Source organism: Streptacidiphilus melanogenes (genome assembly GCF_000787835.1).
GTDB classification, from domain to species: domain Bacteria; phylum Actinomycetota; class Actinomycetes; order Streptomycetales; family Streptomycetaceae; genus Streptacidiphilus; species Streptacidiphilus melanogenes.
The window spans coordinates 59,415-85,326 of record NZ_BBPP01000035.1; the positions used below are offsets into that span (position 1 = coordinate 59,415).

Annotated in this window: 22 protein-coding genes and 1 pseudogene; 8 read left to right on the forward strand and 15 right to left on the reverse strand. The window is 73.9% G+C overall.

The features are described from left to right. Positions 1–16 precede the first annotated feature (16 nt). Genes TR49_RS29165 through TR49_RS29175 form a run of 3 tightly spaced genes read left to right on the forward strand, consistent with a single transcriptional unit; the run spans position 17 to position 1,892 of the window. On the forward strand, positions 17–961 hold the full coding sequence (locus TR49_RS29165) for an AraC family transcriptional regulator (RefSeq protein WP_042386937.1): 945 nt from the start codon (positions 17–19) through the stop codon (positions 959–961). 17 nt (positions 962–978) lie between these two features. Next, positions 979–1,434 (forward strand): SRPBCC family protein, encoded by a 456-nt coding sequence (locus TR49_RS29170; protein WP_042386938.1) that lies wholly within the window; start codon positions 979–981, stop codon positions 1,432–1,434. Then, a complete protein-coding gene (locus tag TR49_RS29175; protein WP_042386939.1) occupies positions 1,431–1,892 on the forward strand; it encodes a MarR family winged helix-turn-helix transcriptional regulator in 462 nt (153 codons plus the stop codon). Before TR49_RS29170 ends, TR49_RS29175 begins: the two co-directional genes overlap by 4 nt. A 255-nt stretch (positions 1,893–2,147) precedes the next feature. Here the strand turns inward: TR49_RS29175 and TR49_RS29180 are convergent, their stop codons facing one another. Beyond that, positions 2,148–3,044: a helix-turn-helix domain-containing protein gene (locus TR49_RS29180; RefSeq protein ID WP_042386940.1), complete on the reverse strand. Its 897-nt coding sequence runs from the start codon at positions 3,042–3,044 to the stop codon at positions 2,148–2,150. Between the two features lie 129 nt (positions 3,045–3,173). Next, complete coding sequence (locus TR49_RS29185) at positions 3,174–4,196, reverse strand: rod shape-determining protein (RefSeq protein ID WP_042386941.1); 1,023 nt, start codon at positions 4,194–4,196, stop codon at positions 3,174–3,176. Between the two features lie 297 nt (positions 4,197–4,493). Between TR49_RS29185 and TR49_RS29190 the strand changes: the two genes are divergently transcribed. Continuing rightward, a complete protein-coding gene (locus tag TR49_RS29190) occupies positions 4,494–6,752 on the forward strand; it encodes a SpoIIE family protein phosphatase (RefSeq protein ID WP_052434738.1) in 2,259 nt (752 codons plus the stop codon). A 229-nt stretch (positions 6,753–6,981) separates the two neighbouring features. Here TR49_RS29190 and TR49_RS29195 read toward each other — a convergent pair whose 3' ends face one another. The 7 genes from TR49_RS29195 to TR49_RS29225 form a co-directional block, all read right to left on the reverse strand. After that, a complete protein-coding gene (locus TR49_RS29195) occupies positions 6,982–10,128 on the reverse strand; it encodes an AfsR/SARP family transcriptional regulator (protein WP_052434739.1) in 3,147 nt (1,048 codons plus the stop codon). A 244-nt stretch (positions 10,129–10,372) separates the two neighbouring features. After that, positions 10,373–10,999, reverse strand: coding sequence for a copper chaperone PCu(A)C (locus tag TR49_RS29200; RefSeq protein ID WP_042386942.1), 627 nt, complete (start codon positions 10,997–10,999; stop codon positions 10,373–10,375). A gap of 9 nt (positions 11,000–11,008) precedes the next feature. Beyond that, a complete protein-coding gene (locus TR49_RS29205) occupies positions 11,009–11,746 on the reverse strand; it encodes a hypothetical protein (RefSeq protein ID WP_042386943.1) in 738 nt (245 codons plus the stop codon). Positions 11,747–11,956: 210 nt separating this feature from the next. Then, the gene (locus tag TR49_RS29210) at positions 11,957–12,991 is read right to left on the reverse strand and encodes a cation diffusion facilitator family transporter (RefSeq protein ID WP_042386944.1); all 1,035 of its coding nucleotides are present in this window, start codon (positions 12,989–12,991) and stop codon (positions 11,957–11,959) included. Positions 12,992–13,073: 82 nt separating this feature from the next. Next, positions 13,074–13,859, reverse strand: a complete 786-nt coding sequence (locus TR49_RS29215; RefSeq protein WP_042386945.1) for a TetR/AcrR family transcriptional regulator — start codon at positions 13,857–13,859, stop codon at positions 13,074–13,076. Positions 13,860–13,951: 92 nt separating this feature from the next. After that, the gene (locus tag TR49_RS29220; RefSeq protein ID WP_042386946.1) at positions 13,952–14,344 is read right to left on the reverse strand and encodes a TraR/DksA family transcriptional regulator; all 393 of its coding nucleotides are present in this window, start codon (positions 14,342–14,344) and stop codon (positions 13,952–13,954) included. 140 nt (positions 14,345–14,484) lie between these two features. After that, positions 14,485–15,912 carry a wax ester/triacylglycerol synthase domain-containing protein gene (locus TR49_RS29225; protein ID WP_042386947.1) on the reverse strand — a complete coding sequence of 476 codons (1,428 nt, stop codon included), beginning with the start codon at positions 15,910–15,912 and terminating at the stop codon, positions 14,485–14,487. A gap of 151 nt (positions 15,913–16,063) precedes the next feature. On the opposite strand from TR49_RS29225, the gene TR49_RS29230 reads away from it, so the two are divergent. Further along, positions 16,064–16,636, forward strand: a complete 573-nt coding sequence (locus TR49_RS29230; protein WP_052434740.1) for a GNAT family N-acetyltransferase — start codon at positions 16,064–16,066, stop codon at positions 16,634–16,636. Continuing rightward, positions 16,620–17,720, forward strand: coding sequence for a lysylphosphatidylglycerol synthase transmembrane domain-containing protein (locus TR49_RS29235; protein ID WP_052434741.1), 1,101 nt, complete (start codon positions 16,620–16,622; stop codon positions 17,718–17,720). The genes TR49_RS29230 and TR49_RS29235 overlap by 17 nt, the downstream gene beginning before the upstream one ends. A gap of 13 nt (positions 17,721–17,733) precedes the next feature. Here TR49_RS29235 and TR49_RS29240 read toward each other — a convergent pair whose 3' ends face one another. The 6 genes and pseudogenes from TR49_RS29240 to TR49_RS29260 form a co-directional block, all read right to left on the reverse strand. Then, positions 17,734–18,168, reverse strand: a complete 435-nt coding sequence (locus tag TR49_RS29240) for a hypothetical protein (RefSeq protein ID WP_042386950.1) — start codon at positions 18,166–18,168, stop codon at positions 17,734–17,736. A gap of 18 nt (positions 18,169–18,186) precedes the next feature. Beyond that, positions 18,187–19,923 (reverse strand): AbeC-like domain-containing protein, encoded by a 1,737-nt coding sequence (locus tag TR49_RS29245; protein ID WP_042386951.1) that lies wholly within the window; start codon positions 19,921–19,923, stop codon positions 18,187–18,189. Positions 19,924–20,038: 115 nt separating this feature from the next. Further along, the gene (locus TR49_RS46815) at positions 20,039–20,614 is read right to left on the reverse strand and encodes a flavin reductase family protein (RefSeq protein ID WP_369405346.1); all 576 of its coding nucleotides are present in this window, start codon (positions 20,612–20,614) and stop codon (positions 20,039–20,041) included. Positions 20,615–21,013: 399 nt separating this feature from the next. Beyond that, positions 21,014–21,886: pseudogene (locus TR49_RS45875) on the reverse strand (metal-dependent hydrolase); the annotation flags it as partial. Between the two features lie 46 nt (positions 21,887–21,932). Continuing rightward, on the reverse strand, positions 21,933–23,735 hold the full coding sequence (locus TR49_RS29255; protein WP_042386952.1) for an SDR family oxidoreductase: 1,803 nt from the start codon (positions 23,733–23,735) through the stop codon (positions 21,933–21,935). Next, positions 23,732–24,646 (reverse strand): M24 family metallopeptidase, encoded by a 915-nt coding sequence (locus TR49_RS29260; protein WP_042386953.1) that lies wholly within the window; start codon positions 24,644–24,646, stop codon positions 23,732–23,734. The genes TR49_RS29255 and TR49_RS29260 overlap by 4 nt, the downstream gene beginning before the upstream one ends. Before the next feature lie 130 nt (positions 24,647–24,776). Here TR49_RS29260 and TR49_RS29265 point away from each other — a divergent pair, with 130 nt between their 5' ends. Next, positions 24,777–25,538, forward strand: a complete 762-nt coding sequence (locus tag TR49_RS29265) for an SIR2 family NAD-dependent protein deacylase (RefSeq protein ID WP_042386954.1) — start codon at positions 24,777–24,779, stop codon at positions 25,536–25,538. 2 nt (positions 25,539–25,540) lie between these two features. Then, on the forward strand, positions 25,541–25,912 hold a 372-nt coding region (locus TR49_RS44065), incomplete at its 3' end, for a nucleotidyltransferase domain-containing protein (RefSeq protein ID WP_042386955.1).

A 25,912-nucleotide genomic window follows, 5' to 3' on the forward strand; every position in this document is an offset into this window, starting at 1 on the left:
GATCAGGAGCAACGCGATGGACATCCTCACCGAGGCGCTCGCCTCCATGCGGACCGCGAGCCCCGCGTCCGTGCGGACGGACGGGCGGGCGCCCTGGGCGTTGCGCCTGCCGCCCGTGGCCGGAGCAGGGTTCCACGTGGTGCTGCACGGCACCTGCTGGCTGCTGCCGGCCGACGACAGCCGGAGCGCGTATCCGCCGATCGCGCTCGGGCCGGGGGACGTGATCTTCCTGCGGGACGGACGGGCGCACGTGCTCGCCGACGATCCGGCGACCACGCCCACCACCCCGACGCCCGCGCAGGTCGAGGCGTCCACGCCGATCGGGAGGGTGCGACTCGGCGGGGACGGGGCCGAGGCGAGCCTGCTGTGTGGGAACTACCACCTGGACCAGGTGCGGCCGCACCCGATGCTCGCGCACTTTCCTGAGGTGATCCACCTTCCGGCCAGACCGGGCCGCCACCCGGAGCTCGCCGCCGCCGTCCAGCTGCTCGGGGCGGAGCTGGAGCGGCCGCGGATCGGTTCGGACGGCATCGTGCCCGCCCTGATCGACTCGCTGCTCCTCTACATCCTGCGGGCCTGGTTGGACGAGCAGCCCCCCGCGGAGGCGCGTGGCTGGATCGCGGCGCTCTCCGATCCCGGCGTGGCGCCGGTTCTCGCCGCGATGCACGGCTCCCCGGCGGAGGGCTGGACGGTCCAGTCGCTCGCCGAGGTGGCCGGGCTCTCCCGCGCCGCGTTCGCACGCCGGTTCACCACGATGGTCGGCGAGCCGCCGCTCGCCTATCTGACCCGCTGGCGGATGACCCGTGCGGCCGCCCTGCTCCGGGAGGGCGACCTGCCGCTCAGTGCGGTGGCGGCGCGCACCGGCTACGGCAGCGAGTTCGCCTTCGGCAAGGCGTTCAAGCGCGAGTTCGGCCGGGCGCCGGGGGTCTACCGAAGGGAGGCGTTGACGGCAAACAACTAAGCGCGCATACTAAATGCATGCTGACTCTCGGGCGTACGACGCAGATCTCCAGCGCGGCTCCGGCCGCCTTCTTCGACCGCTGGGCCGACATGGCCACCTGGCCCGAATGGAACGCGGACACCGAGTGGGTCCGCCTCGACGGGCCGTTCGCGGCCGGAAGCACGGGCGTGCTGAAGCCCAAGGGCGGCCCGAAAACGAAGTTCGTCATCACCGAGCTCACCGACCGCGTGTTCGTCGACGTCTCGCTGCTGGCCGGCGCACGGCTGACCTTCCATCACGCCATCGCGCCCACCGCGGCCGGCGGCAGTGAGGTCAGCGTGACGGTGACCCTGGGCGGGCCGCTGGCGCGCCTGTGGAACCTGATCCTCGGCAAGGGCATCGCGGCGTCCCTCGACCGGGACCTGGCCGCGCTCGCCCGGGTGGCCGAGGCGGCCCTGGCCGGGGGTTCGCGCGCGACGACGGACGCGGCGTGAGCCGCGAGGGTCTGCAGACGCGCTTCGGCTCCGCGGAGGAGAGCCCCGGGCTGCTGCTGTGGCAGGTCACCAACCGCTGGCAGGCGGCCCAGCGGGCGGCGCTGAAGCCCTACGGCCTGACGCATGTGCAGTTCGTGCTGCTGGCGGCGCTGACCTACCTGGCAGCGGACGGTCCGGTGACCCAGAAGGCGCTGGCGGACCAGGCGGCGACCGACCCGATGATGACGTCCCAGGTGCTGCGCGCGCTGGAGGGACAGGGGCTTGTCCGGCGGCTGGCCCACCCCCACGACAAGCGGGCGCGCGCCCTGGAGGTCACCGAGGAGGGGCGCGCGCTGGCCAACCGGGCCGTCCAGGCGGTCGAGGCGTGCGACGCCGAGTTCTTCGCCGTGCTGGGGGAGCAGGGCAAGGGAGCTCCGGACGCGTTCACCCGGGCCCTGCGCGCGCTGTCCGGCCGCTGAGGCGGTCCGCCGGACGGTTCACGGGCCTCGATCGGCTCTGATCCGAGCCGGGCGGACGCCGGCCGTCGTCCCCGCCTGTCCCCGATCGTCGTCTCAAAGCCCAGGTCAGAGGTGTGAGACGACGGCATGGGCGTCTCACCGGCCCTTCGGGGGCGAGCGCCCCCTCGAAACTCGTGCAGAGTGGTCCACGACGCGGGACGTCCGGGCAGCACGGGGGTACTGCCCGGGCGCCGCGCTTCGATGCCGGCCCGCCGCTCACGACGTGGGGGCGGTGAACTCCGGGGTGCACACGGCGACGTGGAGGTTGCTCTGCGGGGTGCCGCAGACCTTGAGGCCGATGGTCGAGTCGCTCGCGTCGACCATCATCGAGTAGTTGTCGTAGCCCCAGTGGACCAGGGCCTGCTGCCGCTCGCCGCTGGTCGTGATGATGGTGGCGAAGTCCCCGGGCCCGGCGTTGGTCAGGGCGCCCCAGGCGGCGTGGCAGCGCGCGCTGTAGTGGAGATAGATGATGATCTTGCCCACATGGCCGGTGGTCAGTGTCTTGTCGTCCTTCACGCAGCCGGTCGACTGGGGGTCCCTGCCGGAGCAGCCGGAACCCGTGCACGGCGGCAGGGTGGAGGCCGCCGACGGCGTGCGGGTCCCGGTGGACTGGGAACCGGGCGCGGCGACGTACGCGCCGACCGCCGCGCCCACCAGCGCCGAGAGCGCGGACACGAGCGCGGTGCGCAGGTGACGCCGCCAGCCTCCGGTGCGGACCGGATCGGGCCCGGGCGCGGGGGCCGCCGGTTCCGCGGTCATGGGTGACACCGGCACAGCCGCGACGGCCGGGGCGGCAACGACGGGGGCAGCGGCCGGGACGGCGGCGGGAGCGGCCGGGGCGCTGACGGCCGCCGGTTCGACCAGGAGCGGCGCGTCGGTCTCCGTCTCGCGCAGCGCCTGCTCCAGCAGCGGCCTGAGCAGGCGGGCGTTCTCGTCGACCGCGACGGCGAGACTCTCCAGCGCCTGCTCGGTGATCAGCCGCTTGCCGTTGAACCAGCGCTCCCACGACGCCTTGCTGTAGTGCGTGCGCGCGCCGACCTGAGTGAGCGACAGCCCGCTGCGGTCCTTGATGGCGCGCAACTCCTCGGTCAGCCGCCGAGAGTTGCCGCGCACATCATCCGGTATCGGCCGCCAGTTCCCGCCCACGGTCGACTCACTCACTTTCCAGTTTGAAGGGGACGCAACAGTCTCCCACAGCCGGAACGTGCGACAGCGTGACCAGGGGACTCCGGCCGGTTCGGGTCAGACGGGGCTGAGCGCGTCGACGTGGCCGCTGCCGCGCGCCGACATGGCCAGCTCGCCGAGCCCCTTGGCGGTGCAGTTCTCCGGGCTGTCCGCCGCCTGGACCGGCAGGCCGAGGCGCCGCTCCAACTGGGCGCACAGCCAAAGGTCGCGGGCGCCGCCGCCGGTCAGCACCAGTCCGTGGTCGGTGATGTCGGCGCTCAGTTCCGTGGGACAGCGGGTCAGCAGGCCGCCCATGCCCTGCACGATGGCCTCGACCACCGGGAGGACGGCCGCGTGCACCTCCGCGGCGGTGAACCGCGCCAGCACGGGCGTCCCGAACTCGGTGCGCCGCCCCTTCACCTCGACGGAGTCGGCCTCGGGGTGCCCGGCCGCGATCCGCAACTGCTCGGCGGCCACCGGACCGAGGTCGATCCGCCGGCTCCGGCGCGCCCAACTGGTCAGCGCGCGGTCCAGGGCCAGGCCCGCGACCGGGAGCGAGGTGGCGCTGACGATCCGTCCGAACGCGAAGACGGCCATGTCGGTGGTGCCGGCGCCGAGGTCGACGACCATGCTGCCGCTCTCCCGCCCGATCTCGATACCGGCGCCGACCGCCGCCGCCAGCGGCGCCGGGACGGTCACGGTCCGGGCCGCGCCCGCCTGCACCACCGCCTGCTCCAGCGCCTTCAGGTGGATGCCGTGGCTCTCCACGGGAACGGCCGTAGCCACGCTCGGGCGCAGCGCGAAGCGGCTCGGCCGGGCCGTGTCGATCGCGTGGCGGGCCAGTACCCGGGCCGCCTCGAAGTCGGTGACCGCACCGGCGTGGATCGGACTGACCGTGTCCATCCCCGGCGGGGTGCGGCCGGTCATCTTCTGGGCGTTCTCGCCGAAGGCGAAGGCGACCCCGCGGTTCAGGTCGTAGGCGACCACTGACGGCTCGTCGAAGACGACACCCTGGCGGGGCCGCCACACACGGACCCGGGAGGTGCCCAGGTCCAGGGCGATCAGACGGTCCGCCACGGCGCGGCTGACGGCATTGCTCACAACGACCCCTCTTCTGCATCCGCGGCTGCTGCCACGGCCGCTTGGGCGTGGACATGGCTTCGGCCGACATCGGAACGGCCGCCGGGGGACGGTCCTCGGCGAAACAGCTGAGCGACCGTCAGATCGGCGTTTCTCCTCCATCCAGCGGCCTGCGTGCCGCGGCTGCATCCCGGGGCCGCTGAACGAGGGAGCCGGGCCCCGCCGGGGGCCTCCCGGGCCCGTGGCGCAAGTCGCCGACCGGGTGACGGGGTCCGCCGAACAGTGGCGTCCGGCGCCCGACCGCGTGATGATCGGATCATGTCCGCAGCGCGCTCCGAGGAGCCCCCCGGCGACGGTCCGTCCTGGGCGGGCTCGCTGAGCGAGCGAGCCTTCGAGCAGTCGCCGGTGCCGTGGATGCTCTGCGCGCCCGACGGGCGGCTGCTGCGGATCAACGAGGCGATGAAGGAACTCGCCGGCCTGTGGGAGGGGGAACTGCGCGGACGCCTCCCGACCGAACTCGGGCAGGACGACGACGCGCCGATCAACCGGGTGGACTCCTCCGTCTTCGAGGAGTCCACCCGCCTGATCCGGGAGGTCGGCTCCACCGGCCTGCCGCAGACCATGGAGACCTACGTGCGGGTCCCCGGCGAGCTCGAGACCCGGGCCTGGGAGGTCCGCTACACCCCCGTCCGGGGCGCGGACGGCGAGCTGGAGGCGGTCGCCCTCACCGCCGTCGACTTCACCGAGCAGTTCGCCGCCCGGCAGCGCCTCGGCCTGCTGAACGCGGCCACGGCCGGCATCGGCGCCTCCCTGGACGTCACCCGTACCGCTCGGGACCTGGTCGACGTCTCCGTCCCCGTCTTCGCCGACTTCGTCGCCGTCGACCTGCTCGACGGCGTCTTCCACGGCGAGGAGCCGGCCGCCGGCCCGCTGCCGGGACCGGTCCTGCTGCGCCGCGCCGCCCAGGCACGCAGCGGCGCCGATCCCGACGCGGCACAGCAGGGCGACACGGTCGCGACGCGGGAGCGTTACACACCGGGTGTCGTGGAGGAGGGCGAACGCGGCAGCTACCCCCTCGACTCCCCGCCCGCCCGCTGCCTGGCCACCGGCCGCTCCGGCCGCTACGCCGCCGGCGACCCCGAGCTGGAGGCCTGGTTCGCCGCCGACACCGCGCGCGGCGCCTGGGCGCGCCGCCACGGCATGGTCTCGATGCTGACCGTTCCCGTCACCGCGCGGGAGACCACGATGGGCGTGGTCATCCTCTGCCGTCTCGGCGCCGCCGCTCCGTTCACCGCCGACGAGCAGTCGATCGCCGAGGAGCTCGTCGCGCACGCGGCGATCTGCCTCGACAACGCCCGCCGCTACACGCGCGAGCGGACCACCGCGCTCACCCTCCAGCACAGCCTGCTCCAGCAGCGGCCCCCGAGACAGGCCGCCGTCGAGGTCGCCACCCGCTACGTCCCGGCCAGCGGCCAGGCCGGCGTCGGCGGCGACTGGTACGACGTGATCCCGCTCTCCGGCACCCGGGTGGCGCTCGTCGTCGGCGACGTCACCGGCCACGGTCTGCAGGCCTCCGTCACCATGGCCCGCCTGCGCACCGCCGTGCGCACCCTCGCCGACGTCGACCTGCCCCCCGACGAGCTCCTGTCCCACCTCGACGACCTGGTCATCAGCCTGAACGCGGAGGCCGGGGCGTACGGTCCCGAGGACAGCGGCTTCGGCGGCGCGGGCCCGGGGACGGACCCGCCGCCGGGCGCGTCCGTGCTCGGCCCCTCGGCCTTCTTCGACGGGCAGGTCTTCGGCGACATCGGCGCCACCTGCCTCTACGTCGTCTACGACCCGATCGCCTGCCGCGCCGCGCTCGCCCGCGCGGGGCACCCCGTCCCCGCGGTGCGGCTGCCGGACGGCGACGTGGAGTTCCTCGACGTTCCGGCCGGCCCCCCACTGGGCCTCGGCGGCCTGGCCTTCGAGACCGTCGAGGTGGAGCTGCCGGCGGGCAGCCTGCTGGCGCTCTTCACGGACGGACTGATCGAGTCGCGCCACCGCGACCTGGACGAGAGCCTGCGTCTGCTGGCCGCGGCGCTGTCCGGCGCGGGCCCCGATCTGCTCGCCGTGAGCGAGCGGGTCCTCGGCGCGCTCACCCGGCACCGCCCCGAGGACGACGTCGCCCTCCTCCTCGCCCGCACCCGCACCCTGGGCGCGGACCAGGTCGCCGACTGGGAGATCACCCCCGACCCCGCGTACGTCGCCGACGCACGCCGCCTCGCCGCGCGGCAGCTGGCCCACTGGGGCCTGGACGAGCTGGTCTTCGTCACGGAACTGGTGGTCAGCGAGCTGGTCACCAACGCGATCCGGCACGGCCGTCCCCCGATCCGGCTCCGCCTCATCCGCGACTCCGCGCTGACCTGCGAGGTCTCCGACTCCAGCAGCACCGCGCCCCACCTGCGGCGCGCCCGCACCATGGAGGAGGGCGGCCGCGGCCTGATGCTCGTCGCCCAGTGCGCGACCCGCTGGGGCACCCGCCACAGCTCCGACGGCAAGACCATCTGGGCGGAACAGGCCCTGCCCACCCACTGAGCTGCCACAGGGCGCGGGTCTGGGGTGGGGCTCCTGCCGGCCCGTCGGGTCCGTAGGCCGGACGGGCCCGTCCCGAGCCGAGCCGCCCGGCGCCGGTGCGGGGCAGGTGGGGCCGCCTCACGCGAAAGCCCGGCCCGCGCGCCGGTGAGGGCCCCTGGGGCTCCCGGGGGACGCGGTCCCGCCTTCGGGCGATGGCTGGGGGGCGGGTGGCGGCTCGGCCGCGTGGGGGCTACTCGCTGGGGAAGGCGGCCGCCGCCTCTGCGGCGAAGGTGCGGGCGTGGTGGAGGACGGCTGCGGTGCGTTCGGTGTTGCCGAGGTCGCGGTAGTAGGCGAGGGCTTCGGCCAGGGCGCGGGCGGAGCCCGCGTAGTCCTGGGTGGCGCGGAGCACCTGGCCGAGTTCGTGCAGGCTGCGCGCCGCGCCCACCGGCTCGGCGTGGGTGCGGTAGGTGTCGCTGACCAGCGTCAGCAGCCGCGTCGCCTCGGTGAGCTCGCCCTGCGACCAGCGGACCAGCGCCAGGTCGTGACTGGCCAGCGTGGTGCCGTGGATCTGCCGCAGCTCCTCGAAGATCCGTAGCGACGCCTCCAGGTTGTCCACCGCGGCGTCCCACTCCTCCAGGCGGCGCTGCAGCCGCCCGAGGCTGTGCAGCGCGTTGGCCTCGCCCACCCGGCTGCCCAGCACGCGGTAGGCGTCGAGGGCCTGTTCCAGCAGCCGTGCGGACGCGGCGAACTCGCCGCGTCCCTCGGCGAGACGGCCCAGGTCCCACAGGGCGTTCGTGGTGCCGAGGCGGTCGCCCAGCCGACGGTAGAGCGTGAGGGCCCGCTCGGCCATCGCGTTGGCGCCGTCGGCGTCGTCCTGCATCCGCAGCGCGCGCCCCAGCGCCCACGTGGCGTTGGCCTCGCCGCGCCCGTTGCCGAGCTCCCGGTAGAGCGCGAGCGCCTCGCGGTGCAGCGCGGCGGCCGCCGCGTGCTTGTTGTCCATGTGGCGGGCGCGGCCCTGCTCCCACAGCGCCTCCGCCTCGCCGAGCCGGTCGCCCAGCGACCGGTGGCACCGCAGTGCCTGTTCGTGCAGCGCGCAGGCCGTCGCGACCTCGCTCGTCATCAGCCGGATCCGGCCCAGCTCCAGCAGCGCCGCGCCCTCCGCGGCCACGTCGCCCCGGGCGCGGGCGTCGGCGAGGGCGCGGTCGTGCAGGACGAGCGCCTGCGCCCAGTGGCCCTCGCGTTCCATGAAGGTCCCCAGGACGGGCGAGAAGACCGCGAGTGCGTCCGGTCGGCTGCGCACCGTCTCCGGCGCGGCGGCGCAGGCCCACAGGTTCGGCCAGTCGGCGCGCAGCCAGGTGAGCGCGCTCTCGAGGTCGCCCGGTTCGGCCGCCGGGAGCGGCGCCGGGGCCGGGGCGATCGGCGGTGCGGGGAGGCTGCGGCGGGAGATCAGGTCGTTCGCGGCTCCGGCCGCGTGGAGGTAGTAGTCGACCAGGCGTCGCCGCGCCGGCTCGACCTCGGCCTCCGCCGGTGCGGAGCGTGCGGGGGACCGGGCCCCGTCCCGGGCGAAGAGGCGGACCAGGTCGTGGAAGCGGTAGCGGCCCACGATCGGCTCCTGGAGCAGACTGTGGTCGAGCAGGGCCTCCAGACGGTAGGCGGCCGTGCGCCGGTCGCAGCCGAGCAGCCAGGCGACGGCCGCGGCGTCGAAGTCCGGCCCGGGAACCAGCCCGAGCAGCCGGAACAGCTGCTGCTCCGGCTCCGGGAGGGCGGCGTAGGAGGACGCGAAGACGGCCTCGACCGCGTCGCCGTCCTCGTGCAGGCCGGAGAGGCGGGAGCGCTCGTCGCGCAGCTCCGCCACGACGTCCTCGACCCGCAGTGAGCGGTGGCGGCGCAGGCGGGACGCGGCGATGCGCAGCGCGAGCGGCATGGAGCCGCACAGCTCGGCGAGCTCGGCGGCCGCCGAGCTGTCCTCGGGGATGCGGCCGGTGCCGGCGACGGTGCGGATCAGGCCGTCGGCGTCGGCGGCGGGCAGGGGCTCCAGCGTGCGCTGGTGCGCGTCGTCGAGCCCGGCCAGCCGACGACGGCTGGTGACCAGGACCAGCGAGCCGGGCTCGGCGGGCAGCAGCGGGCGGATCTCGGCGGAGCTCGCCGCGTTGTCCAGCACCATCAGCGTCCGGCTGCCGGCCACGCGGTCGTGGAAGGCCGCGGCCCGCGCCTGGGTGTCGCGTGGGATCAGCTGCGCGGGGACGCTCAGGGCGCGCAGCAGCCGGTCGAGCGCGTCGTGGGCGGTGAGCGGCTCGACTCCGGGCGTGTGGGCGTGCAGGTCCACGAAGAGCGCCCCGTCCGGGAAGTGCGGGCGCAGCCGACGGGCCGCGTGGACGGCGAGCGCGGACTTGCCGACCCCGCCCATGCCGTCGATGGTCGCGACCAGCGCCATCCCGGCCGAGGACCCGCGCGGGGCGCGGTCGCCGAGCTCCTGCAGCCAGGCGAGCTCCTGCGCGCGGCCGGTGAACGCACGCGTCGCGCCGGGCAGCCCGCCCAGGCGCGAGGGAGAGGGCGCCGTCGCCTTCGGCGGTGTGCGCTGCGCGGGAACGGAAGGGGCGGCGGACCCCGCGGTGGCGTCGTCGGGCGCGTCCGGTGACGGGGCGTCGAGTGCTGGATCGGCCCGCAGGATCGCGGCGTGCAGCCGCTGGAGCGCCGAGGAGGGATCCACCCCGAGTTCGTCCGCGAGCGTGGCGCGCACGGCCTGGTAGGCGTCCAGGGCCTCGGCCTGGCGGCCGGAGCGGTAGAGGGCCAGGATCAACAGGCCGTGCAGGCCCTCCCGGAGTGGGTGCTCGGCGGTGAGCGCCCGCAGCTCGGCGACAGCCTCGTGAGGGCGGCCGAGCCCGAGATCGGCCTCGATCCGGCCCTCGAGGGCCATGAGCCGGTTCTCCTGCCAGCCATGCACCCGCGCGGTCAGCTCCGGTGTCGGCGGCAGCTCGCCCAGCGGCTCGCCGCGCCACAGCGCGAGAGCCTCGCCCAGCCGACGACGGGCGGCGGCGAGGTCGCCCTCGGCCAGGGCCCGCCGTCCGCGGGCGCTGTCGTCGAGGAAGCGCTGGACGTCCAACTCGCCGTCCCGGACCTCGATCCGGTAGCCCGGTGAGACCGTCCGCACCCGCGCCCCGGCCTGCTCGCCGAGCTGCCGGCGCAGCCGGGAGACGTGGTTGCGCAGCCCCGCGGCGGCCGCGGTGGGCGGCTCCTCGCCCCAGACCGCCGCGACGAGGCGCTCGCGTGGGACCACCTGGTTGGCGTGGAGGAGCAGGACCGACAGCACCGTCGTGGGGATCCCCGCAGGCTGCGGGACGAGCTCCCCGCCGTCCGCCCCGACCGCAACCGGCCCGAGCAGGGCAAAGCGCAGCATCCCGTTCACCTCCCCACGGACCCTGACGATCCGGCCCGTCTTGCGCAGATCTTACGGGTATCGCGCGGACAGCCTGGAGGATGATCACACCAGCTCGGGCGGTTGCGCCGGTGGTGCGGCTCGCGGGGGTAACCGCACCACCGCCGCAACCGCCCGACCTGACGGGGGAGCCGCGAGGCCCCACGCTCGGCGGAGCGTGGGGCCTCAGGTGGTTCCGGGTGCTGCCGGGTGCCGCCGGGGGCGGCTACTTCTCTGGCGGCAGGCGGTCCATGTAGTCCATGGCGTGCATGACGTCCTCGACCGTGAGGGTGTTCGCCGGGCCGACCGGGGCAAAGGAGTGGACCGTGCCGGACTGGGCGAAGGTCAGGTCGAGCTGGATCACGTCGTGCAGCTTCGGGGTGCGCCGCAGGCCCGAGAGCTCCAGGTGGAGCCCGCCGGGGCGGAGGGTGACCGAGGAGCCCGCCGGGACCGTGATCCAGGGCTGGGCGTGCCCGGAGGCGTCGACCAGCCGGACCGTCGTCGCCCAGGGCGTCGTCACGTCGAGCAGGCGGTCCGCCGAGCCGCCGCCGTTGCGGATGGTGACGTACGCCTCGACCGGGCCCGACGCCTGCGCGGGCGGGTCCAGATGCGGGGAGAGCAGCGCCAGCTTCGCGGGAGGCGCAGACGGGGCCGCCGCGGACGCGGCGGCCCCGGAGCCGCCGTGCCCGACCAGCATCATGACCACGGCCAGCAGGGCCACGAGCGGCCCCTGGATCAGCAGCGCGCGCCGCGCCCCGGGAAGGCCGCCGCGCCTGGCCGAGGCGGCCTCCAGCGCGGCGGCCTCGGCCTCGAGCGCCTCCAGGGACTCCAGCGAGTCGTCGGTCCGCTCCATCACGTCGGCCTAGTAGCCCGAGGGCCAGGTCCAGTCCTTGTAAGGGACGACCGTGCCCACGTCGATCTGGACCTTCTCCAGGTTCTTGAACTCGATCGCGCGCGGGTCGCCGGTGTACGGCTTGCCGTCGACGAAGATCGTGAGCTTGCCCTGGTGGCCGGCGATGTTGTCGCTGGTCAGCGGCTGCTTCCACAGGTCGAACAGGTTGCCCAGGTTGTACTGCTGCTGGGTCGGCGACTCGACGTGGATGATGCCCGTCTCGTCGTGGGTGTGCAGGAAGTAGAACTTGCTGCCGCCGCCGACGAACGGCGTGCCGTCCTGGGCCTGCTGGAGCTGGTACGGCGGGACGATGCCGACGCCGTAGGGGATGGTCATCTGCTTTCCGTCCACGAACACCTGAAGGTGCGTGTGGATGTGGTAGACCGTCTGCTCCATCTCGTTGCTCTTGACGATGCCGTCGATGTCCTGGCCGTCGGCCTGGTGAGCGGTGGATGCGAGCAGGCTGGCGCTCTTGTCGATGGAGGGGTCGGTCGCTGCCGCGCTGGCCGCCGCCTTCGCCTTGGAGTTGTCGGTGCTGTGGATGGCCCAGGTGGCCAGGACGCCGACACCGGCGAGCAGGACGACACCGCCGACGATCATGGAGATGTTGATCGTCCGCTGGCGCCGGGCCTCGGCTGCCCGCTGAGCGGCGATCTTCTCCTGGGCTATGCGGCGGCGCTCTGCCTGCGACGGCTTGTTCTGGGTCATCGGTCCTCGGTTGCTGCTCGGTGGCGAGGGCGCGTCGCGTCCCCGCGTGCGTCACGTTAGTGCGCGGTCGGCTAAGCGTTTCGTAAGACCAGCCCGGGTGGGGAGAGCGGCCATCAGGGTTTGTCCGCTTTGAGGCAAATCAGAGCGTCACAGCTTGGTAACGGCCACTCGCAGGGGTGGCTGGTCGCTCAGCGGACGCTCAGCGACCGCTCAGTGCGCGGCGCGGTGGGCACTGCCGTGCGGGTCGCGGCAGTGGGCCGTGTCGTCCGCCCGCGCGGGAGCGCTGCCGAGCTGGAGCGTCTCCGGCGAGGCGTGGTCGACCTGCAGGGTGGTGTGGTCGATCTCGTAGCGCTCGCGCAGCTCGTGCTCGAGCGAGAGCCGGACGGCGTGGCAGTCGAGGTCGTCGCGGACCAGGACGTGCGCGGAGAGCGCCGGATAGCCGGAGGTGATCGTCCAGATGTGCAGGTCGTGGATCTCCACCACGCCCGTCACGGCGGCGAGCCTGGCCCCGACGGCGTCCGGGTCGAGGCCCGTCGGCGCGGCCTCCAGGAAGATCCGCCCGGACTCGCGCACCAGGCCGTAGCCGGCCCGCAGCATCAGCGCCGCGACGACCAGCGTCGCCAGCGCGTCCGCGCGGTCGAAGCCGGTCAGCAGCACGACCAGGCCCGAGATGGCCGTGGCGATGAATGCCCAGGCGTCGTTGAGGATGTGCTGGTAGGCGCCCTCGATGTTCAGGCTGGTGCGGTTGGCCCGCGAGATCAGCCAGGCCGCCGCGACGTTGACGACGATGCCGACCAGCGCGGTGACCAGGACCACCCCGCCCTCCACGTTCGGGGGCGAGATCAGGCGGCGGATCGCCTCGTAGAAGAAGAGCGCGGCCAGCGCGAGCAGGGTGATCCCGTTGGCCTGCGCGGAGAGGATCTCGGCGCGTTTGAGGCCGTAGGTGAGCGAGCCCTTGGCCGGGCGGGCGGCCAGGCGCATGGCGATCAGCGCCAGCACGATCGAGGCCGCGTCGGTGAGCATGTGGCCGGCGTCGGAGATGAGAGCCAGGGAGTGGGCCAGGAAGCCGACGATGACCTCGCCGACCATGAAGGCGGCGATCAGCGAGAGCGCGGCGACCAGGTAGCGGCGGTCGGCGTCGGCGGAGACGCCGTGGCCGTGGCCCGCATGGCCGTGGTCGTGGGTCTGGCCGTGGTCGTGGCTGCGGTCGTCGTGAGCGTGGCCGTGCTCGTGGTCGTGGCTCACGGTTCGCTCCTCGCGCTGGGTGGTCCGGGCGCGCCGGACGGCGCTCCCGAGGGGAACTATACCGGAACGAATGAACAATCATTCATATCTGATGACCGCCGGACGCCAGCCGAAGCACCTCGCCGGCCAGTTCCCCGTCCGACATCAGGGCCGTCAGCTTCTGGAGCAGCCGGCCTGCCGGGCCGTCCGGACGCTCCAGGGTCAGATACCCGCGCAGCCGGGGCCGCAGCCCCGGCTCGTGGATCTGCGCCACCAGCAGCTGCATCACGAACTCCTGCACCAGCTTCAGCTGCAGCTCCTCGCGCTGCAGCCGCCGTTCCTGCTCCTGGTCGGCGAGCCAGGCCAGCGCGGTGATCTCGGCGTTCCCGATCCAGGTGCGCACCGCGAGCCGCATCCGCGGACTCGGCTCGGTCAGCTCCAGATGCTCCAGCACGCACCGCTCGGCGGCATGCCGGACCTGGTCCACGACCGCGCCCGTCCCCGGGCTCGCGGCCGGGGAGGCGTTGCGCAGCAGGGCGGCGAAGCCGGGGCCGTGGTGTTCGACGAAGTCCAGATAGCGGCCCATCACCCGGTGCAGGCGGTCGGAGAGCGGCCCCTCCTGCGGCTCCTCGAACAGCGCGGCCAGCTGCTCGCCGGCGCGCCGGATCGCCTCCTCGTAGAGCGCCTGCTTACCGGGGAAGTAGTGGTACACCAGCGGTCGCGAGGCGCCCGCCGCCGCGGCGATGTCATCGATCGACACCTCCTCGGGCGCATGCCGCGCGAACATGTCAAGCGCGACGGCGATCAACTGCTCGCGCCGCTGCTCGACACTGAGCCGACGTCGCGGCCGCGACGCGGCGGCACCTGTGGTCCCCGTGGCGGCGGTCATGCAGGGCAGCCTAGTGCGCGGAGCCCGCGTCCGGCTGGCGAGCCAGTGGCGCGGCAGGCGGTCCGGGCCCTGCGGGGGCTTGAAGGCAGGCCTTAGCGGTGGGTGTCGGCCTCGGCACAGACGACGCAGCGGGTGGCCGCCGGACGGATCTCCAGGCGGCCGGCGGGGATGGGCGCCCGGCAGGTTTCGCAACGGCCGTACGTGCCGTCGTCGAGGCGTTTCAGCGCCTGCTCCAGCTGTTCCAGGTCCTGGCGGCCCTGGGCGAGCAGCGCGGCGACGTGCGCGCGCTCGAACGCGGTGCTCGACCCCTCCGGGTCGTGCTCGTCGTCGACGGCGACCAGGGCGTTCGCCTCGACGATCGTCCGGTACTCGCGCTCCAGGGCGGCGATCCGGGCACCGACCTCGGCCTGCTGGAGGGTCAGCAGGTCCCGTGCGTTCTCGGGGCCGAGTCCGTTCCGCCGGCCCTTCGGGGATGGATGCGACATGCTGCCTGCCTCTTTCCCACGACTTCCCACGACGGTGAAGCGGGACGGCCGCGGGCGACGCGCTCGGCGCCCGACGACCGGAACCCTTCCGCTGCCCATACCCGGTACGACGGGATGGACCCAGGCGGGCCGTCGACTTGTCAGCAGGTGGCGAGGAGTTCCGCCGCCGCTGCCTCGACGGCGTGGGAGAGCTCCGGGGTGGCGAACGGGCCGCGCAGGCCGAGGTGGAGGCGGCCGCGGAAGGAGCTGACCGCCACGGAGAGGGCCTGGTGGCGGGCGAGCGGGGCCAGCGGGTGCAGGCCCGTCAGCGGCATGCCCGCCAGGGTGAAGGGCCGGTCGGGGAGCGGCACGTTGGTGACCAGGGCATCGAACAGGAAGCCCGCGGAGGGCCGCAGCAGCGGTGCGGCGAAGGGGTGGGCCGCCGCAGGGACGAGGTCGGCCAGCAGGGCGACCGCGCCCGCGCCGCGCCGCGGCCCGGCGGCCTTGCGCAGGTCCATCGCCTCCCGGACGCGACGCAGTCGGGCGACGGGGTCGGCCTCGGAGACGGGCAGGTCCACCAGGAATCCGGACAGGCGGTTCCCGGCGGCGGGCGTGCCGGCTGCGGACCGGCGTCCGCGCTGGCTCACCGGGACCATCACCCGCACGTCCGTGCGCTCGCCCGCGCCGCGCAGCGCGCCCGCGAGGACGGCCAGCACCACGTCGTTCGCGGTGCCGCCGTGCTCCTTGCGGATGAGCCGGACGTCGTCCACCGCGAGGGTCGGGAGCGCCAGCCCGAGGCCCGACGCGGCGGGTGCAGGCCGGTGCGTGGCGGCGCGCAGCAGCGAGGGCCGCATCGGGGAGGGGTGCCGCAGGGCGCGGTCCACGCCGTCGGCGGCGGCCACCAGCGCGCTGCCCGCGATCTCGGTCGCGCGCAGGGTCCGTCGGGCCTCGATCGGCAGCGACCGCAGCAGCCGCACCGACGCGGGTCCCGTGGCCGCCGCCATCCCGATGACGCTTCGCAGCGGCGCGGGCCGGGGCGTCGTCGCCTCCGCCTCCGGTGCCTGCGGTGCTCGCGTCTCCGCTTCGGGGTAGCCGTCGAGGAGGCGAATGCCGAGTTCGAGCGCGCGCAGGCCGTCGACGACGGCGTGGTGGACCTTGAGCAGCAGGAACAGCACCGGTTCGCCGTCCGGTCCGCCGGTTGTCGGGCCGAGCAGGTGCATCTCCCAGGGCGGGGCCTCGCGCGGGACCGGGCGGGCCATCAGCTCGCCGACGATCCGGCACAGCCGCGGGTCGGAGGGGTCCGCGGTCACGTCGGCGGACAGCTCGTGCCGGACGATCTGCGTGGCGGCGTCGAAGTCCGGCTGGTCCTCCCAGCCGGGGCCCTCCAAGGGGTTGCGCGAGGGCCGCACCCGCCGGCGCAGCCGCGGAATCCGCTGCGCCCGCTGGGTCAGCAGCGCGGCGACGGCGTAGGCGTCGACCGGTCCGGCCGGTCCGCTGCCGAAGACGGCGAGGGCGCCGATGTGCATCGGGGCGTCGGGTGACTCCAGGCTCCAGAAGGTGTGGTCCAACGGGCTGAGCCTGAGCGTCATGGGCATCCCCTCTACGGTGCTGCGGCAGTGCTGCTGCGGAGGTCAGTGCGGGTGCGGGTCCACTCGCAGTGTTTCCGCCGAGTGTTGCGAGCAGGTGTTCGTGTCGAGAAGTTTCAGGTTTGTCCGGTGACCGCCCGGGAACGGGAAGGGCATGTCACGGGCGGAGCTCTCGGTGCGTCCGGTGCGCGCTGACGGCCCCGGGAGGCAGGCCCTGGCCCGCTTCTCCGAGGCGTACGGCACCTTCCGCTGGTGCTCCTGCCAGCGTTGGCGGATGACGAGCGCGGAGTTCCGGGCGAGCGACGTCCCGGGCCGCGTCAAGGCGCTCGAGGACGAGGTGCTGGGCGGCGGACCGATCGGCGTGCTCGCCTTCGCGGGGGAGGAGCCCGTCGGCTGGTGCTCGGTGGCGCCTCGCGCGTCGTATCGCGCGCTGGCGCGGTCCCGCGTCCTCGCGCCGGTCGACGACGCACCGGTGTGGTCGCTGGTCTGCTTCTACGTCCCAGGTGCCTGGCGTCGGCGCGGCGTGACGGGCATGCTGCTGCGCGGCGCGCTGGCATACGCACGGGAGCAGGGGGCGGCAGCCGTGGAGACGTATCCTGCTCCTGCGCCTGAGGGCGGTTCCTACTCGCACATGGGGCCGCGTGGCCTCTTCGAGCGGGAGGGGTTCGTCGACGTCACCCCACCGGGGAGGAAGCGGAGCGTGCTGCGCCATGACCTCCGGGCCTGAGCTCGCTCCCGAGGAGGAGACGTCCACCGCCGCCGCGGACGGCGCGGGCGGCGCGGAAAGCGCGGAGGCGGAGAACACCGGGAGCGTCGAGAGCGTGGATCACGGCGCCCATGCGGTCCTCGCCGGCGCGACGGGGAGCCTGGCGGAGGTGGGCGGGCCGCCGAAGCGGCTGCGGATGCGGCGCGTGGTGACGCTCGTGCTGTGCGCGATCGTCGTGTACGTCGTGCTGCTGCAGGTGCTCCGCCACAATGCCGACCCGCTTCCGGCGCTGGAACGCGCGAACGCGGTCTGGCTCGTGCCGGCGGTCGGCACGGCGGCGCTCGGTTCGCTCGGGGCGACCTTCGCGATCGTCGGTTTCGTTCCGGAGCGGGTGTCGCTGAGGAGAGCACTGCTCGCGCAACTCTCCGGCTTCTTCGTCAACCTGGCCACTCCCGGCGGACTCGGCAGCGCCGCCGTGAACACCCGCTTCCTCGCCCGCTCCGGCATCGCCCAGACGCAGGCCCTGGCCAGCGTGGCCCTCGGCCAGATCGTCGGCTTCGTGCTCCACCTCGGGCTGCTCGTCGCCTTCGGCACCTGGATCGGCGCGAACTACGCCGCCTCGCTGCCCACCGGCGCGACCCTGCTCATCACCGCCGGGTCCCTCGCCGCCTGCGTCGGGGTCTGCGTCGGCGTGCCGCGCCTGCGCCGCTGGCTCGCGGCGCGCCTGCGCGAGGCGGGCCCGCGCCTGCGGGAGCTGATGGGCCAGCCCGGCAAGCTCACCGTCGGCATCCTCGGCCAGCTCGCGGTCACCCTGATGGCGGTGGCGAGCCTGTACTTCTGCGCGCGGGCCTTCGGCCAGGGGGTGAGCTTCCCGGAGGTCGGCTTCGCCCAGCTGGTCGGCTCGGCGGTCGGCTCCGCGATCCCCATGCCGGGCGGCATCGGTTCCTCCGACGCCGCCCAGGCGTACTCGCTCCAGGTCACCACCGGCATCGCCGTGGCGACCTGGGTGCCGGTGGTGCTGGTCTACCGCCTGTGCACCTTCTGGCTCCCGCTGATCCCCGGCTGGATCTCCTTCCTGTACCTGCAGAAGCGGGAGGCGCTCTGACCGGTTGGCGGGGTCAGCCGCCGAGGAGCATGCGCACGCTCTCCTCGACGGCGACCACGAGCTCGGCCAGCGGTGCGACGCCCGCGACGAGTCCGCGCAGTCTGGTCAGCCACTTGCGCAGCCGCGACTGGTCCGGCTCCTGCTCGTCGAGCTCGTCCTTCAGGCCGAGCGCGGCCGCGTGGGCGGTCGGCGCGTCGGGGAGGTCGTAGCCGCCCGAGGCGAGCAGCTCGACGAGCCGGGCCGCGTCCGCCCGCGCCCGCGCGAGGGCCTGGCCGGTCCCGGCGTCGTCGTGCCGTTGCTGCACCGTCACCCGGTTGTTCTCGCCGGCCACGAGCGCGGAGTCGCTCACGGTGCCGCCGCTGATGATGATGCCCTTGTTGCCGAGGCCGTTGTCGCCGACGCCCCTGTTGGCCATGCCGCCCTCGTGGCCGCTGTCGTGCCTGGACACGGTCGATGTCGCCTTTCGTCAGCCGCGCTGCGCGGACGGTGTGCTCACGGTGTTGCGCTGACCGGCGACGATGGTGCCGCTCATGGAGCCGCCGGTGATGATGACGCCGGCGTTGAGCAGCTGGGTCCGGCTGTCGTCGAGCTCGGTCGTGTCCAGCCCGTTCGCCTCGAGGATCTGGGCCAGGTAGTCCACCAGCCGCATGTCCAGCTGCTGGGAGATGCGGGTGACGTCCGCGCGCTGGAAGTAGTTGCGGTAGAGCGAGTCGGCCGCGAGTTCACGCAGGCTCAGCCGCGCGCCGTAGTCGAAGGTGCGGTCCTCCGCGATGGCGCGCAGCAGGTCCGCGTTGCGCCGGGCGCGCCGACCGGGCTCGCGCAGCTCCCGGTAGACCGCGGCAGGAGCCGCGGCCAGGTCCTTCAGCCCGGCCTTGAGGGACTGCGCGGCGATCACCGGCTCGGTGTCGTCCCCGCCGCCTGCCGGAGCGCCCGAATCCGTCGTGGCCGGTCCGCCCCGTGCGCCGCGCTCGAGAACCGAGTCGGCCACCCGGTAGCCGGCCCGGACGGGGGGCAGCAGCAGCGTCGTCGTGGACAGCGAGAGCAGCCCGCCGCTGAGCACGACCTGGACGAACAGGGAGAGCACCAGGTCGGCGCCCCATGCGGTCACCTCCACGCGGAGGCAGTGCCGGACCGGGCCGTGGTCGCGACCCCGGTGGGCGTGCACCAGTTGCTCGGGCACCTCGGTGACGGGCGGGCGCTCCTCGTCCGGGAGCACCGCGGCGGTCAGACCGCTGTCGCGGACCCAGGGCTGCGGGAGCTCGGTGCCGTTGACGAAGAGCTTCTCGGTGACCTCGAGGTTGGCGATGCCGGCCGCGGCGCCCGGCGCGCCGGCGCCGAGAGCGCTGAGGCGTTCGGCGAGGCCCTCGACGAGGTCGTCGGCGTCGATCGGCACGGTCCACGGCCCGCGCTGCGCCTGTGCCTGCGCCGGAATGGTGCCGGTCAGTCCGCGGGCGGGCGTGAGGTGCATGGTCAGCGACCAGGTCTGGCGTTCGATGCCGGTGCCGACGAAGGGCGAGTAACCGCTGTACACGGTGATGTTGCCGTCGGTGAGCGGCGCCCCGTCGGCGGTGCGCGGGTGCTTGGCCGCGAAGCCCTCGGCGGTGAGCTCCCGGCTGACGGTCTGCCAGGCCTCGGTGCGCTCCTGCCAGCACACCAGCCACGGCGCCACCACCAGTGCGACCACGAGCAGCAGGACGTCGAGCGTCTGCCCGGGCAGGTACACCAGCGGCGTCGGGAGGATCTGCACGACGCCGGTCACGATCCAGGCGGCCACCAGCATCACGACCGCGCGCGTCACGGCGCCCAGGATGACCCGGCGCCGCGCGGAACCGGGGCGGTCGCCGGTTCCGGCGGCGATCCGCGAGGACCGGGGGTCGAGGGAGCGGACCCCGTCACCGCCGGCCATCGCGGCGATCGGCCAGAACACCAGCGTGGCGGCCGGCTGCAGGACCAGCGACACCGCCAGGCACAGCGCCAGCCTGTGGTTGCGCTGGGTCAGGCGCTGTACGGCGCGGCGGGCGTGCTCGTGCACGACCATGATGTTGACCCCGTGGTTCGGGGCCGGTGCGCGGTGGTGCTCCTCCTCGATCTCGCGGATCACCGCGCGGGCGAATCCTTCGTCGAGGTGCGTGCCCGCGCAGAGGTAGCGGGTGGCCGTCGTCATGTCGTCGACGGCCGAATCGGTCAGCGGTTTGGTGTCCAAGGCGCTTCCCAGGGATATCGGATCTGTTGGGCCTCCATCGAATTTCAGTCATTTTCCCACAGTTGACGACATGTCAGGGTCATTACGGCAGAACTGATCTGCCCCGACGGGGGTCCTAGACGTCCAGCACCAGCCTGCCGTCCTGGCTGCGGGAGACGCAGATGAGCATGGAGTCGGCCCGCTCCTCGACCGTCAGCAGCTCGTCGCGGTGCTCCGGGGTGCCGCCGAGAACGCGGACCTTGCAGGTGCCGCAGAAGCCCTGCTCGCAGCTGTAGGCGAGGTCCGGCACCCGCTCGCGCACCGCGCTCAGCACGCTGCGGTCCACCGGGACGGTCAAGGTCGCACCGGTGCGCCGCAGTTCGACCTCGACGGTGTCGCCGTGGGCCGCGCCGTCGGCGGGGTGGAAGCGTTCGAGGCGGGCCTCGACGCCGGGGCGGAGCGCGCCGAGGGTGTCGATCACGGCGTCCATCAACGGTTCCGGGCCGCAGACGTGGACGATCGCACCGTGCGGGGCGGACTCCAGTGCCACGGACAGGTCGGGCAGGCCCTCGACGTTCGTCTCGACGATGGTGACCCGGGACTCGGCCTCCGCGAGAGCACCGATCTCGTCGAGGAACGGCATACTCGCACGCGAGCGCCCGACATACAGCAGACGCCAGTCACTTCCGCGAGCAGCGCTCTCGCGGACCATCGGGAGGATCGGGGTGATCCCGATGCCGCCTGCCACGAAGAAGCGCGGGCCCTTGCCCGGCGCGAGCGGGAAGCGGTTGCGCGGCCGGTGCGCCTGCACGGACGCGCCTGCCGTCAGCGTCTCGTGGACCTCCTTCGAGCCGCCGCGCGTGTCCTCCGTCCGCCGCACGCCGATCCGGTAGACGTCGCGGTCGGCCGGGCTCCCGCACAGCGAGTACTGCCGGACCAGGCCCGAGGGCAGCAGCAGGTCCAGATGCGCGCCCGGCTCCCAGACCGGGAGCGGAGCACCGCTCGCGGACGAGAGCACCAGTTCCGCGACGCCCTCGGCGGGCTCGCGCCGCTCCGCGACGACCAGCTCCAACGGGCGCGTCGCCGCCTCCGCCTGCTCGGCGGCGGCCCGCGCCGCGGGCGAACCGGCCAGGTAGGCCAGCGCCTTGGCGGTCGAGCCCTCCTGTGTCGGGTGGTAGCGCTTGCGCATGAAGCGCGGCACCGCGGTGAAGATGTCCTTCGGGGTCGGCACCAGCTCGGCCTTGGCGGCGCGCACCCAGTCCTTCACCTTCGGCTCCAGCGCCCTGCGCTGAGCTGGTGTCAGCTCCGGGTCGTTCGCGATGAAGAACTTCACGCCGCGGACCCACAGCCAGGCCATGGTCGGGAAGACCGTGGTCATCGCCCGCATCCGGCGGCCGTAGCGGCCGTCGAGGTGCTGGAAGACGTCGAACGCCACGGAGCGGTGCTCGACCTCCTCCGCGCCGTGCCAGCGCAGCAGGTCCACCATGACCGGGTCGGCGCCGAAGCGCTCGAAACCCCGTGCTTCCAGCACCCACTTGCCGAGCACGGCCGTGAAGTGCTCGATCGCGGCGATGAACGCGACCCGCTCCTTCAGCCACCAGGCCGTGGCTGCGGGCGGCGCGGTGTGGTCCCCGAGCAGGTGCTCGAAGAACCAGTCCATCTGGTCGGTGTAGGGCGACGGGTCCAGCCCCTGGGCGATCATGTGGTCAAGGACGGTGGAGTGCGCCTGCGAGTGCACGGCCTCCTGGCCGATGAAGCCGATCATGTCCTCGCGCAGTCTCGCGTCGCGGACCAGCGGCAGCGCCTGCTTGTAGACGTCCACGAACCAGCGCTCGCCGGCCGGCAGCAGCAGGTGCAGGACGTTGATCATGTGCGTGGCGAAGGGGTCGTTCGGAACCCAGTGCAGCGGCGTCCGGGTCCAGTCGAAGCTGACGCGACGCGCCTGCAGCGGCGCGTGCTCGGTGCTGACCTCGAGTGCGGTCACGGTAGGTGCTCCTCGTGGTTCACGGTCGATCGAGGGTCGGTCGCGCTCAGCGCGGGGTCAGGTCGCGGCGGGCGACGAAGCGGAGCGTGCCGGGGGACAGGCGGCTGAGCGCCCGCCCGATCCGCGCCTCGGCGGCCACCGGCACCACGGGCCGGTTCTCCCGCACCGCGCGCAGCACCGCGTCCGCGACGCGCTCCGGAGGCAGGTTGCGCAGCCGGTAGAGGCGGTCGGCCTTGCCGCGCAACTGCTCCTGCTCGCTCGCGCTCACACCGACGTAGCGGGTGGCCTTGGCGATGGCGGTGTTGACGAAGCCGGGGCAGACGGCGCTGACGCCGATGCCCTGGTCGGCCAACTCGGCCCGCAGGCACTCGGTGAGCATCAGCACCGCCGCCTTGCTGGTGGCGTAGGCGGACAGCGTGCGCGAGGGGAGGTAGGCGGCCGCCGAGGCGATGTTGACGATGTGTCCGCCCAGGCCGCGTTCCTTCATCATCGCGCCGAAGAGGCGGCACCCGTGGACGACGCCCATCAGGTTGACGCCCAGCACGGCGTCCCAGTCGGAGGTCGCGGTGTCCAGGAACGCGCCGCCGAGGCCGATCCCGGCGTTGTTGACGACGACGTCCGGCACCCCGTGCTCGGCGTGCACCGCCTTGGCGAACTCCTCCATCGCGGCGGGGTCGGAGACGTCGACGGCGTAGCCGCCGCTGCGCGGCGCACCGAGCAGAGCGGCCAACTGGGCGGTGCGCGCGGCCGACTCGGCGTTGAGGTCGGCGGCGACGACGGAGGCTCCGGCGTCCGCGAAGGCCAGCGCGGTGGCCCGCCCGATGCCGCTGCCTGCCCCGGTGACCACGACCAACTTGCCCGCGTACGCGGCGGTTCCGCTCCCGTCGGGGTTGTGGGCGTCGGCGGTGCCGGCGTCGGCGGTGCGCACCTGTGCGCGGTCCAGGTCGGGTGCGGCCGGGGCGCCCTCGATATGGGCGACGAACTCGTCGATCCAGCCGGCCAGCACCGTCTCGTGCGTCAGCGGCGCCCAGTGCCCGGCGCGCAGCGGACGCCGCCACAGCCGTCCGACGAACGGCTGCGGCGCCTGCCCGGCCATCGCGGGTGTGACGTAGAGGTCCTGCTGCGGCAGCACGACCTGCACCGGGATGTCGGTGGGTCGCCTCCGGGGCCGGGTGAGCCGCGGGATCATGTTGGCCCGGTAGAGCGCCAGGCCGCGCACCGCGTCCGTCGGGAACGTGGGCGCGCCGCTGCCGTGCGGCACGCCCTCGATCGCGTGCAGCAGCGCGGGCCAGGCCTTGACCATGGCCGTGCGCCACAGCAGCGGGGGCAGCAGCGGCAGATGGAAGTAGCCGATGTACCACGAGTGCACGCCCTGCCAGGCCAGTTGGCCCACGGAGCGCGGGTTCGGGCGGCGCAGCTTGCTGCGGAACCACTGCCCGACGTGGTCCAGGCACGGACCGGAGACGGAGGTGAACGAGGCGATGCGGTCGGCGAGGGCGGTGCCGGTCACCGACTCCCAGGACTGGATCGACCCCCAGTCGTGCCCGACCAGGTGCACCGGCTTGTCCGGGCTGACCTCCGCGAGCACCGCGCCGAGGTCCGCCTCCAGCGTGGCGAGCGTGTAGGAGCGGACGGCGCGCGGCGCGTCGGAGTGCCCGGCCCCGCGCACGTCGTAGGCGACGACGTGGTGCCGTTCGGCGAGCTGCTCGGCGATGGGCCGCCACACGGCGTGGGTGTCCGGGTAGCCGTGCACCAGGACGACGGTGGTGGCGGCGGAACGCTCGCCCCACTCGAAGACCGCGAGCCGTACCCCGTCGGGCGCGGTGACGTAGGACTGGAGCTCCTTCACGCGGCGCTCTCCTCTTCGGTCGCGTCCTCGGTCAGGTCCCCGGTCGGGCCCTCGCCCCTGGCGGTGGCTTCGCCGGGGCCGGCCGGGGCCTTCGCGGCCCAGGTGCGGACGTGCGGCAGGTCGTGGTCCAGCCAGTACGCGTCGTCCTCGGTGACGACGAGGAGCTCTTCGAACTTCGCGCCGACCTGGCGCAGCCCGAGGTGCGGTTCGACGGCCCACAGGCCCGGGGTGGGCGCGTGGCCGGAGGACTTGCCGTCGGCCCACAGCGGCGAGCGGCCCACGATGCGCTCGGCGACGAGCTCGCGGCCGAGCGTCTGCAGGCTGCGCACGCCGAACCCCGCGACGACGGCGCGCGGACCGCGCACCTTCAGGCGGGTGACCTGGTGCGCGAGCACCCGGCCCGGATAGACGCGGTGGCGGTTGTCGTAGCCGTGCTTGGCGATCAGGGCGTCGACGGAGCGGTAGATCTCGTTGAGCGGCTTGCGCTCGCGCACCTCGGCGAGGATCAGCGCGCGGTACTCCTGCAGGTCCTCGAGGATCTGCGCCTGCACGGCGTTCCCGCCGAGGCTGCCCGCGTAGCCGATGTCGGCGGTGTAGCCGTCGGCGACGGGCGCGCAGTCGAGGATGAACGGCATGCCCTCCTCGAGCCGCCGGTCGGTGGGGAAGAACTGCAGCGGCGTGCGGAACCGGTGGAACGTGGTGCGGTCGCCGAACCACGCGAACGGCACGTGGAACCAGTCGTCCGCGCCGTTCTCCATCAGCCAGTGCCGCATCCGCCGCGCGGTCTGCTTCTCCGTGACGCCGGGCTCCAGGGTCGCAGCGACGGCCTCCGCGCAGCGGTAGGCGAGCTGCTGGACAGCGCGGAAGCGGTCCAGGTCCTCCGGCGCCCAGGCCGGCTGCTTATTAGACATGGTGTCAACATACTGCCGAGTCAGGTCGGCGCAACAGATGCCGGCGCCCAGTTTTCCGCCGCTCCACCTCGCCGCCACCAGCCCGAAAACCCGGTCGCCCACGGACGGTGGGATCGCTACGTTTCCTTTCATGAGCGACACCGCCCGCCCCCTCGTCGCCGCGCTCACGGGCGCCGGCGTCTCCACCGACTCCGGCCTGCGCGACTACCGCGGCCCCAAGGGGCTGTGGCGCGACGACCCCGACAACGAACGCCTGGTCACCATCGGCAGCTACCTCGCCGACCCGGACGTCCGCGCCCGGAGCTGGCGGATGCGCCTCGACACCGGCGTCCTCGACGTCCGGCCCAACGCCGGCCACCAGGCCCTCGCGGACTACGAGCGCACCGGACTGCCGCTGCGCGTGCTGACGCAGAACGTCGACGGGCTCCACCAGCTCGGCGGCGTCCCCGCGCGCAAGGTGCTGGAGCTGCACGGCACCGCCCGCCGCACCCAGTGCACGCGCTGTCACGCCCGCGGCGACATGGCCGAAGCCCTCGACCGCGTCCGCGCGGGCGAGGCCGACCCGCCCTGCGCCGCCTGCGGCGGTGTGCTCAAGCCCGCCACGGTCTTCTTCGGCGAGCACCTCGACCCCGAGGTCCTCGGCCAGGCCCGTGCCATCGCCGCGGCCTGCGACATCCTCCTCGCCGTCGGGACCACGCTCCAGGTCCACCCGGCCGCCGGCCTCGTCGACATCGCCCTCGCGGGCGGCGCCCGCGTCGTCATCGTCAACGCCGACCCGACGCCCTACGACGACGCAGCCGCGGAGGTCCTGCGCGAGCCCATCGGCACCAGCCTCCCCGCACTGCTCCGCCGCTTGGCGGCGGAGGCGGGCGTGGACTGGCCGGAGGAGTGACGATGGCACGTCCCGAACCGGAGGCCGCAGCGGTGGAGCTGGTGGCCACGCGCTTCCCCGCGGCCCGCGCCGCCTTCCTCGCCGGGAGTGTCCTGACCTCGCGTCGCACCCCGACGTCGGACCTGGACATCCTCGTGCTGGTCGGGGCGGAGGGGTCGCGCTTCCGCGAGAGCCTCCGCCATGCCGGCTGGCCCGTGGAGCTGTTCGTGCAGAGCGAGCGGGACTGGCACGGCTTCGCGGCGAGCGAGACCGCCGCGCGTCGTTCCCCGCTGCTGCACATGACCGCCCACGGGTGCCTGCTCGTGGACGCCGACGGGCTCGGCGCCCGGCTCCAGGACGAGGCCCGGCAGCGGCTCGCCGCCGGCCCCCCCCCG

Bases quoted from the DNA above. Each gene is read 5' to 3' on its own strand.
- TR49_RS29200 (WP_042386942.1), bottom strand. From the start codon at position 10,999: ATGGAGCGGACCGACGACTCGCTGGAGTCCCTGGAGGCGCTCGAGGCC.
- TR49_RS29215 (WP_042386945.1), bottom strand. From the start codon at position 13,859: ATGACCGCCGCCACGGGGACCACAGGTGCCGCCGCGTCGCGGCCGCGA.
- TR49_RS29165 (WP_042386937.1), top strand. From the start codon at position 17: ATGGACATCCTCACCGAGGCGCTCGCCTCCATGCGGACCGCGAGCCCC.
- TR49_RS29230 (WP_052434740.1), top strand. From the start codon at position 16,064: ATGTCACGGGCGGAGCTCTCGGTGCGTCCGGTGCGCGCTGACGGCCCC.
- TR49_RS46815 (WP_369405346.1), bottom strand. From the start codon at position 20,614: ATGGTCCGCGAGAGCGCTGCTCGCGGAAGTGACTGGCGTCTGCTGTAT.
- TR49_RS29170 (WP_042386938.1), top strand. From the start codon at position 979: ATGCTGACTCTCGGGCGTACGACGCAGATCTCCAGCGCGGCTCCGGCC.
- TR49_RS29225 (WP_042386947.1), bottom strand. From the start codon at position 15,912: ATGACGCTCAGGCTCAGCCCGTTGGACCACACCTTCTGGAGCCTGGAG.
- TR49_RS29260 (WP_042386953.1), bottom strand. From the start codon at position 24,646: ATGTCTAATAAGCAGCCGGCCTGGGCGCCGGAGGACCTGGACCGCTTC.
- TR49_RS29205 (WP_042386943.1), bottom strand. From the start codon at position 11,746: ATGACCCAGAACAAGCCGTCGCAGGCAGAGCGCCGCCGCATAGCCCAG.
- TR49_RS29190 (WP_052434738.1), top strand. From the start codon at position 4,494: ATGTCCGCAGCGCGCTCCGAGGAGCCCCCCGGCGACGGTCCGTCCTGG.
- TR49_RS29195 (WP_052434739.1), bottom strand. From the start codon at position 10,128: ATGCTGCGCTTTGCCCTGCTCGGGCCGGTTGCGGTCGGGGCGGACGGC.
- TR49_RS29265 (WP_042386954.1), top strand. From the start codon at position 24,777: ATGAGCGACACCGCCCGCCCCCTCGTCGCCGCGCTCACGGGCGCCGGC.
- TR49_RS29220 (WP_042386946.1), bottom strand. From the start codon at position 14,344: ATGTCGCATCCATCCCCGAAGGGCCGGCGGAACGGACTCGGCCCCGAG.
- TR49_RS29235 (WP_052434741.1), top strand. From the start codon at position 16,620: ATGACCTCCGGGCCTGAGCTCGCTCCCGAGGAGGAGACGTCCACCGCC.